Annotated in this window: 15 protein-coding genes and 1 pseudogene; 4 read left to right on the top strand and 12 right to left on the bottom strand. The window is 70.2% G+C overall.

The genetic code is table 11. From position 1 onward, the window contains the following. Window positions 1-32 precede the first annotated feature (32 nt). The gene (locus OHS59_RS43310) at window positions 33-254 is read right to left on the bottom strand and encodes a hypothetical protein (protein ID WP_328498831.1); all 222 of its coding nucleotides are present in this window, start codon (window positions 252-254) and stop codon (window positions 33-35) included. Between the two features lie 287 nt (window positions 255-541). Here OHS59_RS43310 and OHS59_RS43315 point away from each other — a divergent pair, with 287 nt between their 5' ends. Further along, on the top strand, window positions 542-1,099 hold the full coding sequence (locus OHS59_RS43315; RefSeq protein WP_328498832.1) for a hypothetical protein: 558 nt from the start codon (window positions 542-544) through the stop codon (window positions 1,097-1,099). 402 nt (window positions 1,100-1,501) lie between these two features. Here the strand turns inward: OHS59_RS43315 and OHS59_RS43320 are convergent, their stop codons facing one another. The 5 genes from OHS59_RS43320 to OHS59_RS43340 form a co-directional block, all read right to left on the bottom strand. Next, a complete protein-coding gene (locus OHS59_RS43320; RefSeq protein WP_328498833.1) occupies window positions 1,502-1,849 on the bottom strand; it encodes a MerR family transcriptional regulator in 348 nt (115 codons plus the stop codon). A 37-nt stretch (window positions 1,850-1,886) separates the two neighbouring features. Then, on the bottom strand, window positions 1,887-2,825 hold the full coding sequence (locus OHS59_RS43325; RefSeq protein WP_328498834.1) for an aldo/keto reductase: 939 nt from the start codon (window positions 2,823-2,825) through the stop codon (window positions 1,887-1,889). A gap of 373 nt (window positions 2,826-3,198) precedes the next feature. After that, window positions 3,199-3,594, bottom strand: coding sequence for a hypothetical protein (locus OHS59_RS43330; protein ID WP_328498835.1), 396 nt, complete (start codon window positions 3,592-3,594; stop codon window positions 3,199-3,201). Window positions 3,595-3,765: 171 nt separating this feature from the next. Further along, a complete protein-coding gene (locus OHS59_RS43335) occupies window positions 3,766-4,923 on the bottom strand; it encodes a hypothetical protein (RefSeq protein WP_328498836.1) in 1,158 nt (385 codons plus the stop codon). 410 nt (window positions 4,924-5,333) lie between these two features. Then, window positions 5,334-6,074, bottom strand: a complete 741-nt coding sequence (locus tag OHS59_RS43340) for a vWA domain-containing protein (RefSeq protein WP_328498837.1) — start codon at window positions 6,072-6,074, stop codon at window positions 5,334-5,336. A 198-nt stretch (window positions 6,075-6,272) separates the two neighbouring features. Between OHS59_RS43340 and OHS59_RS43345 the strand changes: the two genes are divergently transcribed. Beyond that, window positions 6,273-6,734, top strand: coding sequence for an excalibur calcium-binding domain-containing protein (locus tag OHS59_RS43345; protein WP_328498838.1), 462 nt, complete (start codon window positions 6,273-6,275; stop codon window positions 6,732-6,734). A gap of 88 nt (window positions 6,735-6,822) precedes the next feature. After that, window positions 6,823-7,138: pseudogene (locus tag OHS59_RS43350) on the top strand (IS5/IS1182 family transposase); the annotation flags it as partial. Between the two features lie 11 nt (window positions 7,139-7,149). Here OHS59_RS43350 and OHS59_RS43355 read toward each other — a convergent pair. The 3 genes from OHS59_RS43355 to OHS59_RS43365 all read right to left on the bottom strand — a co-directional run bounded on the left by OHS59_RS43355 (window position 7,150) and on the right by OHS59_RS43365 (window position 9,138). Next, the gene (locus OHS59_RS43355; RefSeq protein WP_328498839.1) at window positions 7,150-7,968 is read right to left on the bottom strand and encodes a hypothetical protein; all 819 of its coding nucleotides are present in this window, start codon (window positions 7,966-7,968) and stop codon (window positions 7,150-7,152) included. Between the two features lie 28 nt (window positions 7,969-7,996). Continuing rightward, window positions 7,997-8,764, bottom strand: coding sequence for an SDR family oxidoreductase (locus tag OHS59_RS43360; protein ID WP_328498840.1), 768 nt, complete (start codon window positions 8,762-8,764; stop codon window positions 7,997-7,999). Between the two features lie 68 nt (window positions 8,765-8,832). Then, the gene (locus OHS59_RS43365) at window positions 8,833-9,138 is read right to left on the bottom strand and encodes a putative quinol monooxygenase (protein ID WP_328498841.1); all 306 of its coding nucleotides are present in this window, start codon (window positions 9,136-9,138) and stop codon (window positions 8,833-8,835) included. 112 nt (window positions 9,139-9,250) lie between these two features. On the opposite strand from OHS59_RS43365, the gene OHS59_RS43370 reads away from it, so the two are divergent. After that, window positions 9,251-9,787, top strand: a complete 537-nt coding sequence (locus OHS59_RS43370; protein ID WP_328498842.1) for a winged helix-turn-helix transcriptional regulator — start codon at window positions 9,251-9,253, stop codon at window positions 9,785-9,787. Window positions 9,788-9,881: 94 nt separating this feature from the next. On the opposite strand, the gene OHS59_RS43375 is transcribed toward OHS59_RS43370, so the two are convergent. The 3 genes from OHS59_RS43375 to OHS59_RS43385 form a co-directional block, all read right to left on the bottom strand. After that, window positions 9,882-14,126: a trypsin-like peptidase domain-containing protein gene (locus tag OHS59_RS43375; RefSeq protein WP_328498843.1), complete on the bottom strand. Its 4,245-nt coding sequence runs from the start codon at window positions 14,124-14,126 to the stop codon at window positions 9,882-9,884. After that, window positions 14,110-14,421 (bottom strand): trypco2 family protein, encoded by a 312-nt coding sequence (locus OHS59_RS43380; RefSeq protein WP_328498844.1) that lies wholly within the window; start codon window positions 14,419-14,421, stop codon window positions 14,110-14,112. The genes OHS59_RS43375 and OHS59_RS43380 overlap by 17 nt, the downstream gene beginning before the upstream one ends. A 193-nt stretch (window positions 14,422-14,614) precedes the next feature. Further along, entirely contained in the window at window positions 14,615-15,607 is a 993-nt protein-coding gene (locus OHS59_RS43385) for a LacI family DNA-binding transcriptional regulator (protein WP_328498845.1), read from the bottom strand. Window positions 15,608-15,673 lie beyond the last annotated feature (66 nt).

Consider the following 15,673-nt stretch of genomic DNA (forward strand, 5'->3'; position numbering starts at 1 on the left):
GACCCGCACCGTGTCGGCAGGTGGGCCCGGGATCAGAACAGTTCGGGCTGATCGAAGTGCGGGGACGGACGCTTTTTCGCGCCCTGGGGGAGTGCGGCGGGAGTCTCGTCGCCGAAGAGCGGAGCCGTGCCGCACTCGTCGGGTACGGCCAGGACGGCAGCTGGCCCAGCGCGCACGTCCGGACGCAGTGGCGCATCCTGGTCGAAGTCGTCCGGGGTCATGCTCGTCCAGTCACGTCCGTGCTGCTCGCTCACTCGCCGCCTCCCGTCGCCGTTTCCACGAGTTCCCTGCTGTTCACCTTCCCCGTATCCAGGCTCGGCGATCATGGTGTGCATTTCTTCGTCTCGAAAGGTGAGCGCCGGGCCCCGCGCCGCCCATCTTTCGAGAGATACGGGTTGTGTGCCGGTGTGCAGCTGAGGAGGATCTGGCTCAGCTTGTGTGCTCAGTGCACGGTGAGTAACAACTGACCTCCTGCTGTGACTTCGGGAAGTTGCCTCAAGGCGAGCATTGGCGTGAGTGACTGGGCCTCCAGTTCGGGGCTGTGAATGAGACCTTGCTCCGGCTGGAGGAGCTGCTGTTCCCGTCGATCGCCCACATTGCGGTGCTGTCGGTAGACGTGCACATCGCATTAGTGCGTGTTGATGTGCGGTGCACCGCCGCAGGCGCCTCGTGTCCGGGTTGCGGAGCGTGGTCCGCCCGGGGTCACGGCTCCTACCTGCGGTTTCCCGCTGGCGAGCGGTTCCTCGACGAGTACGAGGGGATGCGCGCGTTTCGGGACCTGCGACCGGTGATCTTCTCTGCTGTCCAGCCCTTCCTCGGCCACGAGAGCTCGGAGGCACGCAACGCAGCTCTCGTGGCCGCCATCCCCCTCGCAGAGCAGCCCCTTCTCGCCGAGCATCGGGCCGAGTTGGCCGATCACGCCCGCCGTCTGCCGGCCACCAGAACTGATCGCCACAACCGAGACCGCGTCCTGGATGCGCTGAAGGCATGGGGTCACGACACCAGCGATCTGGAGAACGCAGCCGACGTCGCAGCCCGCGAACGTCATGCCCGTCTCAGGACCGAACGCGCCTCCTGGGTAGGCAACTGGACCGATTGATACAGCGAAGACCCGCCGTTCTGACTCAGGCACCCGCACTGCCCCAGCCATCCGCTGATTACCGAGCGTGGCCACACCACCCAAGCTGAGCCAGAACCGTTGAGAAGACAGGCAGGTGACGCCAATGGCCGACGCCGACGAAGTCCTGACCGATCTGCAGCTGCTGACTGACTGGTCGATGAGGCGCACATCCCGGAGCGCGCTACCCAACGTCGTCGACGTTACGCTCTGCCTCCAGGAGGCGCCTGACCAACCCGGGCGCGACCGGTGCGGCACCCTCACCCGAGCCGCACATGACAGGCATCACCGACGGGGTCGGACACTGGGCTGCACTTCATGCACTGTGGGCCCCCTGGACCAGGGTGCGCCCTGCGGGCGATGGCTGTGGGCAGGGCTCCCGGTTCAGCTGTAGTAGTCGATCTTTTCGTCGAGGACTCCAATGGCCCGGCGCAGTGCCGCCACCCGCTGCTCCAGGGCGGTACGGCGCTCGCGGAGGAAGACCACTCGGTCCTGCGCGGAGTGCTCGGTGCGCAGGATGGCGACGAACTCCCGCAGGTCCGCGATGCCCAGGCCGGCGTCGCGAAAGCACGTGACCAGGCCGATCCAGAAGACGTCCTCCTCGGTGTATTCCCTGCGCCCGCCGGCGGAGCGCCGGATCGGTCCGATGAGCCCTTCACGCTCGTAGTAGCGCAGCGTGTCGATCGAAACGCCGGTGCGGTCAACAGTCGCCGCCGGGGTGAGGATGGTCATGGGACTCCTTGTGTGACCGGGTGACCGGGTGACCGGGTTACCGCGCTTCAGCGAAGCGCGCCAGATGCTCGTCGCCGAGCCGCACGCGGCGCGCGGCGAGTGCCTCCTCGATCTGCTCCACCCGGCTTGCGCCGACGATGGGATCGATCCCCTGCCGCATCAGCCATGCGAGGACGACCTGGTTCGGTGTGGCCGACAGCTCGTCGGCGACCTCGTCCAGGACCGACAGGACCCTGGTCGTTCCGGGATGATCATAAGTTTGCGGAAGCGGCTTGTCCGTGCGCACGTAGGAACCCCACAGCAGCGAGCTGTACGACCACACGGCAAGCCCGTGCGACCGTGCGAGGTCCAGGTCCTCGGCGCCGAGCATGCGGTGGCCTGCCTCGGCCACCGGGGTGAGGGGCCGCGGCTGGAGTAGTGAGTGGCGCAGTTGGAGGGACGTCCACGGTTCCACGCCCTGCTCCCGTGCCAGCGACCGGGCCTGCTGCACACGCCAGGCGGCATGGTTGGCCGCCCCGACCTGCAACGCCACACCCTTGGCGACGAGTTCACCGAAGGCGCCGACCGTCTCCTCCAGCGGTACGGCGCGGTCCTCGGCGTGGGCCCAGAGCAGGTCAACGTGATCGACTCCCAGGCGTCGCAAGCTCTCCTCCGTACCGGCGTGAACGGCGCGGGCGGAGAGTCCTTCGGCGCTCTGGGGCCAGGAATGCGGCACGAGCGGATTCTGCCGGACCTTCGTCGCGATCCGCACCACGTCGCGCGCACCCGGGCGGGCCCGGAGCCACGCGCCGATGAGGCGCTCGCTGGCGCCTCCGACGCCACTGGGGTCGGCCCAGAAGGAATAGCAGTTAGCGGTGTCGAGCCAGACACCGCCACCGGCGACGAAGGAGTCGAGAATCGCGAAGGCCCGATCAAGGTCGACGCGAGTGCCGAAGTCCATGGTCCCGAGGACGATCTGAGAGGCGGTGGTATTCATGCCACCCATCGTCGGATCTGGAGCGCGCTCCAGATCAAGAGCGGTGGTGGCGGCCGATCCGGGGCGACCGACGGGAGTTGGCTGCGGCGCGCACCGTACCGACGACAGCCGACTGCCCGACGACGACAAGGAACTCGTCGAACGCTTAGGCGGGGGAGTCCTCGACGACACACACCGGCTCCTCAGCTCGGGATGCGAAGACCCCGACTACGACCTCGCGGCCATGTCGGTCGGCCGAGCGGGAGCAAATGCTCGCCGACCTGTGGAAGAGCGAACCGAAACCCCATCAGTTCGCGGCGACGGCACCTTCCACGAACCCCGCGTCCCGCACGCGATGGCTGCATGAACCAGCCCACAGGCAGCTCGAGTCACATCAGCATCTTGTGCCGTCCGCCCACGCCGAGACCTCCGCGGCACCCCGACGGACAGCTGCTTCCGGGTCCCTGGCGAGTTGCCCGCAGACCGCCGCGACGTCCAGCACACCATCCGGCCCCACGAGCGCGTCATGTACCCCGGTCTGCAGCCAATCAGCCTGGTGGTCGGCAGCCTCGGCAACCGCGAGAGCGATGAGCCTTACGGCGGCCACCGTCCCCACCCGGGCCAGCGCCTCCGCCGTATGCCGGGTCACCGCCGTGTCCTCGACGTCCAGCAACAGCCCCACCAACGCTTCCGCAGCCTCGGGAACATCAGCGAAGGAAGCGAGGTCACGCCCGGCACGAACACGTTGCGCCCACGAAGGAGACGAGGCCTCAACCAGGGCCGCCTCCAACCCACTCCTCGTCTCCGACACGACCAGACAGTCTCACGCCCCACGCAGAAGATCGAACCCCAGGCCGACGCTGCCACCCGCTTGACCAAGGCCACACAGGCACCCCTACACATGGCGATGGCCACGCCCACGCCCGCCGACTCCGCCCCGAGCACGTCTCTCCGACTCCGGCTATGTGTAGCCGCCCCGGCGAGGCATGTAGTGCTCGTCCCGCAACTGATCCTCCGTCGTGACGCGCATCCCCTTGCCCGCGTGCAGCAGCTTCGACGACTCCGTGCCGGAGACGGTCGCGGTCTCCTCGTCGTCGAAGGCGGCGACGTTGATGCCGTGCTTGTTGTGCTGGGCGTGGATCAGCTCGTGGCCGTAGAGCAGGAAGAAGGGGGAGATGGCCTCGCCCGGCTTGGCCCCCTCGCTGTCCTTGAAGTCGTGCGGCGCGGTCACCGTGGTGCTGGAACCGGCGCTCGGCCGGTCCGCCGAGGCGGCACGCGCGTCGGGCATCGAGTTGGAGTCCGCCTGCGCCGCGAGGTCGGTCTTCCCTATCGCGTCAACGACTTCGGGGTGGTAGGGAACGACACTCACCATGGGCGAGTGGGCGTTCGACGGCGAGGTCAGATCGTCCACCAGGGCGCGGCCACGCTGTCGGGAGAGGAGCCGGGCGTGCGCGGACAGCATCTGGGTGCCGTACCCGGGCAGCGCGGCGGGATCCCGGTCGTCGCCCACCGGGCGGGGCTTGTCCGACGTAGCGATGCCCTGCCCGCTGACGACCCGGGACCAGGTCTGGGACAGCTCGTCCTGAGCCTCGGTGTCGTCGGCGTCGATGTCCATACCGACGGGTCGCGTCCCGCTGTTGTTCCGCAGGATCTCGGCGTAGGAGAAGTGCCGCTTCTGGACGGCGTCGAGGAGTTCCTTCAGGCCGGTGTTCTTCGCGTTGTCCTCCCTGCCCCCGGGATCGTCGCGGAACTGCCGGTAGACCATGTGCTCGGCGTTGTCGAGCGTCTGGCCGAGCTTGTCGAGGTGCGCCTGCCGGGCCGGAGCCGCCTTGAAGCGCCAGGCGAAGCCCTTGGCGTCACCGATGAGTTTGTCGGCCGCGCCGAGCAATTCCGTCACGAAGTCGTGGATGTGCCGCACCTCCTCGGCCGGCTCGGTCGCCGTGTTCATGCGCTGCACCGGCGTGAGGGTCCGGGCCACAGCGTCGTTGCCCGCCATCCGTTGCAGGGCCAGCACCCCCTGAGGGCTCCGGTCGTGCGGCGACAGATGGTTCGCCTTCAGTACCGGCCGCTGCCCTGGGCCGGCCTCTGTGGCCCGCTCGGACTGCTTCTGCGCACGCATGTCGCTCCCATGACAATGACGGATCTCTACGTCGAAATTTATAGATCACCACGGGCGCCCGGCAGTTGGAAGGGCCATGGGGGCACACCCGGGGGCAGCAGGCTATCGGGCCGGGCGCAGGGCATCCGACCCTGTTGACGTGGCATGGCCAGTGCGGTCCGGCGGAGAAGGACTTGACGGCGCTCTTCCGCAGGCGGGTCAGACGCAGCCTCCGCCCTCCTGGACGATCCCTAGCTGCGTCGGTTCCTCAAGCACCCGAGCCTTCCGGCGTCTCCGGAGGGAGGCGGGAGTTCGACTGCTCAGCACAGAACCTGGACGTGTTGTTCGACATTCTGATCGCCCTGCTGATCGTCGGCGGCCACGCGGACCACTGCGGACTGGCGAACTGATCAAACGGGGAGCTTCAACGTTTACGTGATGACTTCAGCGCTGCGTGCGGCTGTCAGCCAGTGCGGGAATTCCTGCAGAAGTCGGTCGTACAGCAGTTCGTCGTCCAGCGTGCGGGGGTCGCGGCCGGCGTGGAAGAAGCCTGCGTTGTCGACGATACGGCAGGCGGGTACGGCCAGGGTGTCGAGGCGGTGCAGGAAGGCGAACTCGTTGTCGTCGGGGTCGCCGAATCCGACGAACTGCCAGAACAGCGGCAGGCGGGCGGCTTTGCACAGGTAGCGTTCGGCGGCAGCCCTGCTGGTGGGCCCGCCGTCCGTCTGGAAGATCACCAACGCAGGGTCTGTGCTGCCTGATTCGAGGTAGTGGTCGATGACCTCGTCCATGGCCCAGTGGTAGTTCGTACGCCCCATGTGGCCGAGGTTCTCGTGGAGTTTGTTGATGCGGCCCGGGTAGTTGCCCAGGTGCAGGTCGGTGGATCCGTCGATGTCGGTGGAGAAGAACACGACAGGCACGGTGCCGTCGTCGTCGAGATGGGCGGACAACGACAGGACCTGTTCGCTGAAGTGCTGCATGGTGCCGTCTTTGTAGTACGGCCGCATCGATCCGGACCGGTCCAGGACCAGATATACCGCGGCCCGCACTCCCTCAAGGCCGTGTGTGCGCAGGCTGGTGCCGGCGGTCTTGTAGAGACTGACAAGGTTCGGGGCTTGGGCCTGCACTTTGGTCAGGCTGATCGCCGGAACAGCGTCGTGTACCTCGGTCATGGTCGCCGTTTCTGTAGCGGGTGCGGTCGCCGTGGCGCGTGCCCTGGTAGCAGTGCGAGGCCGCTGCCGTCACTCCGGACAGTCTCGGCGACAACCGGGCAATCACATCACGGAACAGTCACTGTCCGCCAATAGCCGCACTCTGTCCGGCATTCACGGGCCTATCCTCACTTCTCCACCACATCAGCAGGGGGACACGTGAGCAGTCCGTACACCACACCGCCGGCTCCGCAGCCGAGCCGCACCGCTCCCCGATGGGCACGCAAACGCTACGTGCTGCCCGCCCTCGGTCTCGCCTTCTTCCTCGGCATCGGAGCTGGTGCCGGAACCCCCGACCCTGCTGACGACACCCGGACCGCGGCCGGCACGTCTCACCCCACGGCAACCGTCACGACCACCGTGACAGTGTCCCCGAAGGCGGAGCCTGCGCCCACCGTCACCGAAACGAAGACCGTCAAGACCAAGGTCACCGAGACCGTGACAGCGCAACCCGCCGTGGACACTGGCAGCGCAGACAACGACGACAGCGGTGGCGACGGCACCTATTACGCCAACTGCGATGCGGCCCGGGCCGCCGGAGCCGCGCCCGTCCACCTCGGCGAACCCGGCTACGCGCGTCACCTCGACCGTGACGGCGACGGCACCGGCTGCGATTCCTGACGGACCGCACACGCTCCTGAGAAAGGGAAACCTCGCAGGCTGGACCGCCTGGGCTGTGCCCTGGTCGGCAACGTGCGGATCGGTGTGTGTGAACGGGACGCTGGTGCCCACCCGCGATCACGCGGTGGCCGCGCGCGCGAAGAACTACCGGCTCACCCTCCACCGATCACCAGGTCGTCATCGACGCCGACACTCGCCTGCTCGTTGTGGTCGGGAGGCCGCTGCCGGGCAACCGGAACGACCGCGAAGCCCGGGAGGGGGCGGGGGGCAAGGCAGTGGTCGGTCGGACGAGCGTGCTGGCTGACGTCGGCCGTCCAGGAACCGGATCGATTATGCCGCACCGCCGTTCCTACGGCGAGGAGCTGCCCAGCTGGAAGCGGGAGCACAACCGCGCACACAAGCAGGGGGTGCCTTGTCAGTGTCCGCCAGGAGGCGGCGTGTGCCGCGGCCACCGCGTGCCAACCTGTTCCACAGCAGCGGCCCGGAACGCTTCCAGGAGGACACATCCGGGATACATCCCGAACGCTCCGTACTTCCAGCGGTAGTAGCAAGACCAGTAGCTCACCACGCGCCGCTCAGTGCGGGCGAAGAAGGCCGGGTTGCGAGCGATGAACTCCCCGTAGAGCCGGCGCTGCGGTGAGTCCGGCTCCGCGAGCCCGGGCAGTCCCCGGCCGATCGACTCAATGATCTCTAGCACGTATTCGCCGGCCAACTGCACCACGAACGGAACCACCCACGGCTCACCCGCCGCCGTGAGCTGATCGAGGTGCCGCTGGCGGACCCGGCCATCGTGGTGGCGGGAGTACAGGCAGTGCAAAATCATCTGCTGGGTTCCGGACAGGGCCCGCTCGAACCCGGCGTCCGGCTCCTCGTTGTAGACGCGCGACGGGATGGCGACGGTCTCGCCCTGCACCTCGACCTCGAAGGGCATCATCGGTGCGGAGCTGGTCTTCGGCATGACCGCCAGGGCACTCTGTACGTCACCGGCGAGACGGGTCGGAAATGCCGCCACCAGGGTGTGGGTGACGTTCGACGTATTGCGAGGCAACTGCACAACAGGAGGGTAGGCGGCGAACCTCTCGGTCTCTCGACCGCCCACCTCAACCTTGCGGGACAGCCCCAGCGTGCACCACTGGAGCTGCTCGACGAGAAGCGTGGCCCGTGTGGGAGCACCGCCCTCGGTCCGCAGCGCGATCAGCAGGCCGACGGAGTTCCGGCTGTTCCCCGCGTGCACGGGGATGGACCGTCGCGGCCGCCGCCTGCTACCAGTTGATCTCGGTCGCAAGGAAAGGCTCGTTCTCCGGAGCCTGCTTGCGGGCCGCCAGCACGCGCTCGGCGGCCGCGCCGACCGGTACGCGCAGGGGAGGTTCGTCCTGTTCGACGGTGTCGGCCACGGCGGAGGCCACAGCTTCCGGGGTGACCGACTCACCGCGCAGGGCACCGAGCGCGTCGAGCAACGGAGCGTACGGGTCCTTCTCCTTCACGAACACATGGGCGCGTTCAGCACCACCGGAGGAGACCGCGCCGGGCTGGATGACACTCACCTTGACGCCGAAGTGACCTGTCTCGATGGCGAGTGTCTCGGCGAGCGCCTCCAGTGCCCATTTACTGGCGCCGTACGGGCCGATCATCGGCAGCACCAGGCGACCCTGGATGCTGGAGATGAAGACGAGCCGCCCCGCGCCCTTTTCCCGCATCGCGGGAAGCACGCCCTGGACCACCCGCAACGCACCCAGGGTGTTGAGCTGGAAGAGCCGTTCGACCTCCGCGAGCGGCACGCTCTCCAGGGGCGCGCGCACGGTGTCCCCGGCGTTGCTGATCAGTACGTCGATGTCGCCGGCGTCCCTCATGGCCTGGTCGACACTCTCCTGGTCCGTGACGTCGAGGCGCAGGCGCCGGTCGACGGGGAGGTCGGCCAGCTGGTCCGGACGGCGTGCGGTGGCGACCACCCGGTGGCCGCGGCCGGCGAGTTCGCTGGCGATGGCCCGGCCGATACCTCTGGACGCGCCGGTGACGAGTACGGACGACATGGTGAACCTCCTGGTTCGTCGGGGGTGGACCGACCCGGCCGGGGAGTCGACCGGGCCGGGGCTTCGGCTCAGGCGGCGGCCTTGTCGCCGACGAGGTTGCCCTTCATGAGCCATGTCGGGCCTTCGGCGTAGGCACTGGCCTGCGCGAAGAACGCGGCGAAGTAGGGGCCACCGGCGTGCGCGTTGAAGGCGTCGACGTCCGCGTAGACCTCGTTCAGATAGAAGACGTCGGGATTCTCCTCGTCGGCGATGACCTCGAACCGATGCGAGCCGGGTTCGTTCGCGAGTGAGTCGCGCGCGGTCCGCCCGGCCGCTTCGACGAAGTCGTCGCGGTGCTCGGGCTGGACGGTGAAGGAAACCAGGAATTGGTACATGGGCCGCTCTCCTGAAGCTCGACATCCCGACAGTTCAGTGACTGAACTGCTCTGCTCGTCACCGTAGCACGCACCAGTTCGGTGAGTGAACTGGCTCTGTTAGAATCGGCGTATGACGCTCCCCAACACCTACGCGGACCGGAACTGCCCGCTGGCGCGGACTCTGGAGGTCGTCGGAGAGCGCTGGACACTCCTGATCGTCCGAGACGCGTTCTACGGGGTGCGCCGGTTCGGGGACTTCGCCACGCAGCTCGGGATCCCGCGCGCCGTCCTGACCTCGCGACTCAAGTCCCTGGTGCAGGAGGGCGTACTCACACGTGACGACGACAGCGCGGGCGGCGTCGAGTACCGGCTGACCGCCAAGGGCATCGCCCTGTGGCCGGTCGTGCACTCCCTGATGAACTGGGGCGAGGCCTTCTACTCGCCCGACGGACGGAAGCGCGTCCTCCGCCACGACCAGGACGGAGGCTTCCTCGACACCGAGGGACGCTGCCAGGAGTGCGGCTCGGCCGTCCGGGTTCCGGAGATCCGGCTGGAGACCGGCCCCGGATTCCAGCCGTCGGACTCCGTCCAGGACCCGGTGTCCGCCGCGATCAACACCCCGCGCCGCCTGCTCGAACCGATCACGCCACCACGCGCATCCCGCTGAGGGCTTTCGGCGAAGCGTTCGCGGCCGCCGTGGGCAGATCGCCTCCGGTTCGGCGGTTCCCGAAGGCTGCGACGGCCGGCCTGGATCCGGGTCCTCAGGTGTCGAACCCGAGGTGGGCGAAGACGACGTCCCGTACCCGCAGAACCGCGCCGGGATCGATCGCGGCGAGTACCGGTACCGCGTGTTGCCAGCCCTCCGGGGTGAGGGCCTCGGCGAGGAGGAGCCGTGCGCGCGGGAGGTCGGGGCCGGAGGGGGACGGGAGGAGGCGGGTGGCCAGGCGGCGGGCGAGCAGGATGACGTCGGACGGGTCATGGAGCGGAACCGGTACCCGGTCGCCGGGCAGCAGGGCGGCGTACGCGGCGAGGTGCGCGAAGGCCGCCGCGCGATGCTCCGGGTCCTCTCCGCGCTCGGCCGTGGTCCGGGCGGTCCCGTGGTCGCCGAGCGCGGCGTGGACGAGGGCCGACCCGCTCACCGCCCGGGCGTCACCGGGCCTCGGCGGCGCGTATCTCGGAATCCTGTCGAGGCGCCTGCGCGCGCCGGCCGGGTCGGTGGCGGCAGTCAGCAGGCCGAGCAGTACCTCTCTGCTGTCCGGGTGGGGCCCGTCGTGGCCCGGGTAGCCGTTGCCGTCCTCGTACACGAGGTCCGGGACGGCCGGGGAGTGCGGCGAGTGCGGGACCTGCCTGACGCGCGCGCCGAGTTCACCGTCGTGGAGCCCCACCGCGACGAGCAGCGGTGCGAGGGCGAGCACGGGATCGCCGCCCACGCCGCCGGGTACGCCGCCGAGCAGGTCGTCCACCAGCCGGGCCGCCGCCGCCGGATCGTGCGGCCACAGTCCCGCAGCGGCCTCCACACGGGCACGATCGCGGTCGTACGTTCTCGGCGGGTCGTCCTCGTGCGCCGGTGCCCGCAGGATGTCCGCGACGCGTTCGGAGGCGCCGGCCCATGCCAGGGACTGGACGGCGGTGGTCATGGGGGAGGGAGTCGCCCAGTCTCCGTCGAGCGCGAACGACAGATCGACGGCCGCTTCGGCGAGACGCAGCGCCCGGCCGGGGTCGAGGGCGGCGACGGCCAGCGACACGGCGGCGAGGCCCCAGGCGCGTACGGATGGTTCGGCGATCGCCGCCACGAGTCGCTCCGCCTCGTCGGGCCGGCCCGCGGTGGCGAGGGCACCCGCCAGGGCGGCGAGACGCTCCTGATCGACCGGGGGTACCTCCGTGGTGGTTCGCCGCGGTCCGTGCTCCGCTGTGTGGAGCAGTTCCAGTGCCCGCCGCGGGTCGGTCGCGGCGAGGTGCCCGGCGAGGACGACGAGCACCTCGGCGGCCTCCCACCAGGAGGGGCCGTCCGGTGCGGAGTACTCCTGGGCGACCAGCGTGGCCACCAACTGCTCGGCGGCACCGGCACCGGCACCGGCACCGGCACCGGTGCGTAGGAGGGACTCGACGACGCGCTGAGTGGTGTCGTCGATGTCGCCGTCGAGTACGCCCGCCCGCCGGGACCGTTCGCGTGCCGCCCAGGCCTCGGTGGTCGAACCCCGGCGGGCCCAGCCTTCGGCGACCACCGACCAGACGACCCGCTGGGCACGCAGCCTGCCGGGATCGCCGAGGTGTTCCGCGAGCCGGTGGGCCTCTGTCATCCGGCCGGCCGCGACGAGCGCGCAGACGTCGCCACACGTCGCCTTGTCATCGGCTCCGTGACCGGCACCGTACTGACCTCCGCGCGGCCTCGCCGCGGGCTGCAGGGCCAGGCGCTCGGCCTCGTCGGGGTGCGTGTCCCGAAGGGCCTCCGCGGCGATCGCGTAGAGGTTCTCGAAGTCGCTGGTGTCACGACACCGGGCGAGCTCGGCCACCTCCCCGCAGAGCCGTGTCGCGTCCTCCGGAAGGCCGCACGCCGAGTACGCCCCGGCGAGGGCCGCCAGGACACGCACCCGGTCCGGAAGGAACTCGATCAGCTCGGCGGACTCCTCCGCGAGCCGCAGCGGGCCGGCCGCGGCGGGCGGGTTCCGCAGCACCCCCGCGGTCGTGATCAGGGCCCTGACGAAGGCTTTGGTGCCCGGCCCGTCGTGTGCCCGGGGCTTCTCGGGCAACCCGCGCCCCGCCTCTTCCTCACGACCCGCCAACGCGAGGGCGGTCGCCCGCATGCCCTGCGCTGCCGACAGGCCGTCCGTGCGGCCGGACACCGCCTCGTCCATCGCCCGCTCCGCCAGCCGCGCCGCCTCCTCCGCCAGCCCGGCCGTCCGGCCGTCACCCGTCTCCGCCAGGACACGTGCCACACCGAGCAGGGCCCTGGCGCGGTCCCCGGTCCTGAAGACGCTGCGGGCCAGGCCGAGGGCATGGCGGACCCGGCCGAGTCGCGCGTATCCGGCCGGGATGTCCGGATGCAACGACTCGTTGCGCCGGGCCACCAGATCCTCCGCCGCCGCCAGCGCGCCCAGCGCCCCCAGGTCGTCGGGGGTGACCCGGCGAACGGTCTCCCGCGCCGCCGCGATCTCCGCGAGACACGCCGCGTCGCTCCCCGTCGCCTCCCGCAGCCGGTTCCGCCGCCCCAGGTCCGTGGCCAGGGCGGTGGCGCGTCCCGCGTCCCGGAGGAACGCCACCAGACGGCCGTAGGGCTGGAGCAGATACAGCGGGGTGTTCTCCGGCCAGCCCCGGCGTTCGTACGTCTCGGCCCAGACGCGCAGCCTTTCCCAGTACGTGTCCACGTCCGGCCCGAGTTCGTCCCGGGCGGCCACGAGGAGTGTCTCGTGGGCGAAGAGATAGCCGCGGCTGGTCGTGTAGAGCGTCACGTCGGCCTCGCCGGAACTGCCGAGACCGCCGCCCCGCAGCCGCAGGATGCGGCCGAACACGCTCCCGAGTCTCTGCCGCAGCAAGTAGCCCGTCTCGCCCGTCAGTTCGCGCAGGTCCTCGACGGAGAGGGTGCCACGGGCGGCGGTGAGCAGGCCGACCACGTCACGCTCCAACCGGTCGCCGGCCAAGGCCTGCTGCAGGTCGAACTTCGCCTCGTGCTCGGTGTGGCGGGCCGCTTCGGAGGGGGCCAGTTCCACGACCTGGCAGTGGCGCAGCGGGTGCCCGCCCGGGACGTCCGGCGGGACGCCGGGGCTCGGGCGGCTGGTCACCAGGACGCGGACGTTCGACGGGAGACGTTCCGGCAGCAGGGAGGCGATGCTGGTGCCTGCGCCACCGGGCATCCGGGACTGGTCCTCGTCGAGGCCGTCCACGACCAGCAGCAGCGTGCCGCCGTCCTCGGCGACCCGTTCCGCGGCCTCCCGCAGCAGCAGTCGGCGTTCGCCGTCGCGGGCGGCCGGGGAGCCCGCGACGGCCGGCTCGCGTCCCGCGATCGCCGCGAGCTGTTCGACGACGGCCGCCGTGTACGCGTCGCTGTCGGACTGTCCGGCGTATCGGGCGGTGATGAAGAACCACACCGGCACGACCCCACGCGGCGGACGCAGCGCGAACCAGGCCGCCAGCGCTGTCTTGCCCGTCCACGGACGGCCCTGCAGCCAGAGGTACGGCTCCGGCCCGCCGCAGAAGGAGACCAGGCCCGCCAGTTCGGATTCCCGCCGGTCGAGCAGCCCGGGGGCGATGTCGGTGAGCTGGGCCCGGTACGCCTCCTGGACGAGGTCGAGGGCGGCGGCCGGCCCGGTGGAGGGCAGCGTCACGAGGTCGTGGCCCAACAGGCTCTCCAAGCGGGCCCGTTCGGGCGCGCTCAGCCCGTCCGCCCACCGGTCGACACGCCCCGCCGCGATCCGTCCCGGCCCCTCCCTGCGGTGATGGCGGCTGACGACACCGACCAGGTGCGCGCCGCTGAACACGGCCGCGCCCGACATGCCCTCCCAGGCGTCCCGCGCGGGGTCCGGGTCCTCGGCGGGCGGCGCGGTGATCCGCAGGTCCAGGGTGCCCTCGCGCCGGTTGGCGAGCACCGCGCAACTGGCGTCCATGTGCTCGGCGTCCCGGAAGCGCCTGCCGGCCGCGTCGGTACGCAGTTTGAAGCGGGGGAATCCCATCGCCGTGCAGCTCAGCACCGTGTCCTGCTCGTCGATCCTGCCGAGGGGAACGGGCGGGACATCCTCAGCGGCGGTCTCCGGCAACGTGAGAACGGCGACGTCGACGGCGTCGTTCGACCAGGCCAACGCGGCGTCGACGACTCGCTCCCCGGGCCGGCCCGCCTGGAAGCGGACACGGATGCCGTCGGCGCCCGCGACGACGTGCGCGGCGGTGAGAACCGTGCCCGACGCCACGAGGTACCCGGAACCGCGCCGCCCACTGCCCCCGCCCGCCGGCATGCTGACGATGATCTCCGCGGTACGCTCCGGCCGCATCCCGCGCTCAGATCTCGTCGTCAACCTCGTCACCCGTGATCAGCGCCGTCTCCGCCGGACCCCCGCCCGGCGGCACGAGCTTGGGAACGAGCGTGAGCGTGATCCGCTGCGTCTCGGCGTGCCCGTACTTGCCGCTCGCCCCGGCGTCGACGACCCACAGCCGTACCTTCGCGTCGCCGCCGCCCTCCCGGGTGACGGCGACGGACGCCTCGACCTCCACGGGTCCCAGTTCGAAGCGGAGCATCCTGCCGTCGCCGTCCGCCAGGGCCGAGGTGAGCTGCTCACGCAACTCCCGGATCATGTCGGCCAGTTCGATCACGCGTCCCCCTGGTACGGCTTGTACGGCGGTGCTCAGATGTTACAAGGCGGCGCGGCGACGACACCGCGGCTCGCGGGGTCGGCGCCGCGCGGCTGTACCCGGAGACGGTACGGGCACGGGCAGAGGCTCGGGCGGACCAACGGAAAGGCCCGGAGGGCCTCTTGGCCGTACTGACGGGAGATCAGTCGCGTGATCAGGTCGATTCGCGCACCACGAGTTCGTTCGGCATGATCACCGGGTCCGTGGGGCCGCCGTCTATCAGGCTGAGGAGCAGGTGGACGGCCGCGGTCGCCTGGTCCGCCATCGGGCTGCGTACCGAGGTGAGCGCGGGGCTCGTGTAGGACGCGGCCTCGATGTCGTCGAAGCCGATCACCGCCACGTCCTCGGGAACGCGTCGGCCCGCCTTCTGGAGGGTGCGCAGGGCTCCGATCGCCATCAGGTCGTTGGACGCGAACACCGCGTCGAGGTCGGGATCGTCCTCCAGGAGCTGGCGCATGGCTTCGGCGCCGGAGACTCTCGTGAAGTCGCCCAGTGCCACGATCGAGCGACGGCCGGTGTCCCGCAGCGCCTGCCGGTAGCCGTCGAGGCGCTCACGCGCCTCGTAGAGTTCGAGCGGCCCGGTGATGGTGGCGATCCGCCGCCGGCCGCGCTCCAGAAGGTGGCGTACCGCCAGTGCCGCTCCACCCGCGTTGTCCAGCGCCACGTACGGGACGTCCTGTGCGGAGGTGCGGTTGAAGGACACGACGGGCAGACCCTGCCGGGCGAGCGCGGCCGGCAGCGAGTCCGTGCCGTGCAGGGCGACCAGGAGCACACCGTCCACGTGCCCGCCGGCGATGTACTCCACCACGCGGGTCCGGCTCTGGTCCGATTCCGCGAGCATGAGCACGAGCCGTTTGCCCGCCTTCTCCAGCTCTCTGCTGACGGCGCGGACCACCGCGGAGAAGAGGGGGTCGTCGGAGACGACTCCCTGCGGCGGGTCGGAGACCACCACGGCGAGGGTGTCCGTGCGTCGGGTGACGAGGTTGCGGGCCGCCCCGTTGGGCACGTAACCCAGTTCGTGCACCGCCTGCATGACGACGTCCCGGATCTCAGGGGCGACCGTCGTCTCGCCGTTGATGACGCGGGAGACGCTCGATTTGGACACGCCCGCCCGCGCGGCGACCACTTCCAGAGTGGGCCGTTTCATACCTGTCCGTCCCCTGTGCCGCCGCCCGGGTTCGTGCGCGGGGCGGGTTTTCTCATCAGGGCGACC

The organism is Streptomyces sp. NBC_00414, assembly GCF_036038375.1.
Lineage (GTDB): Bacteria > Actinomycetota > Actinomycetes > Streptomycetales > Streptomycetaceae > Streptomyces.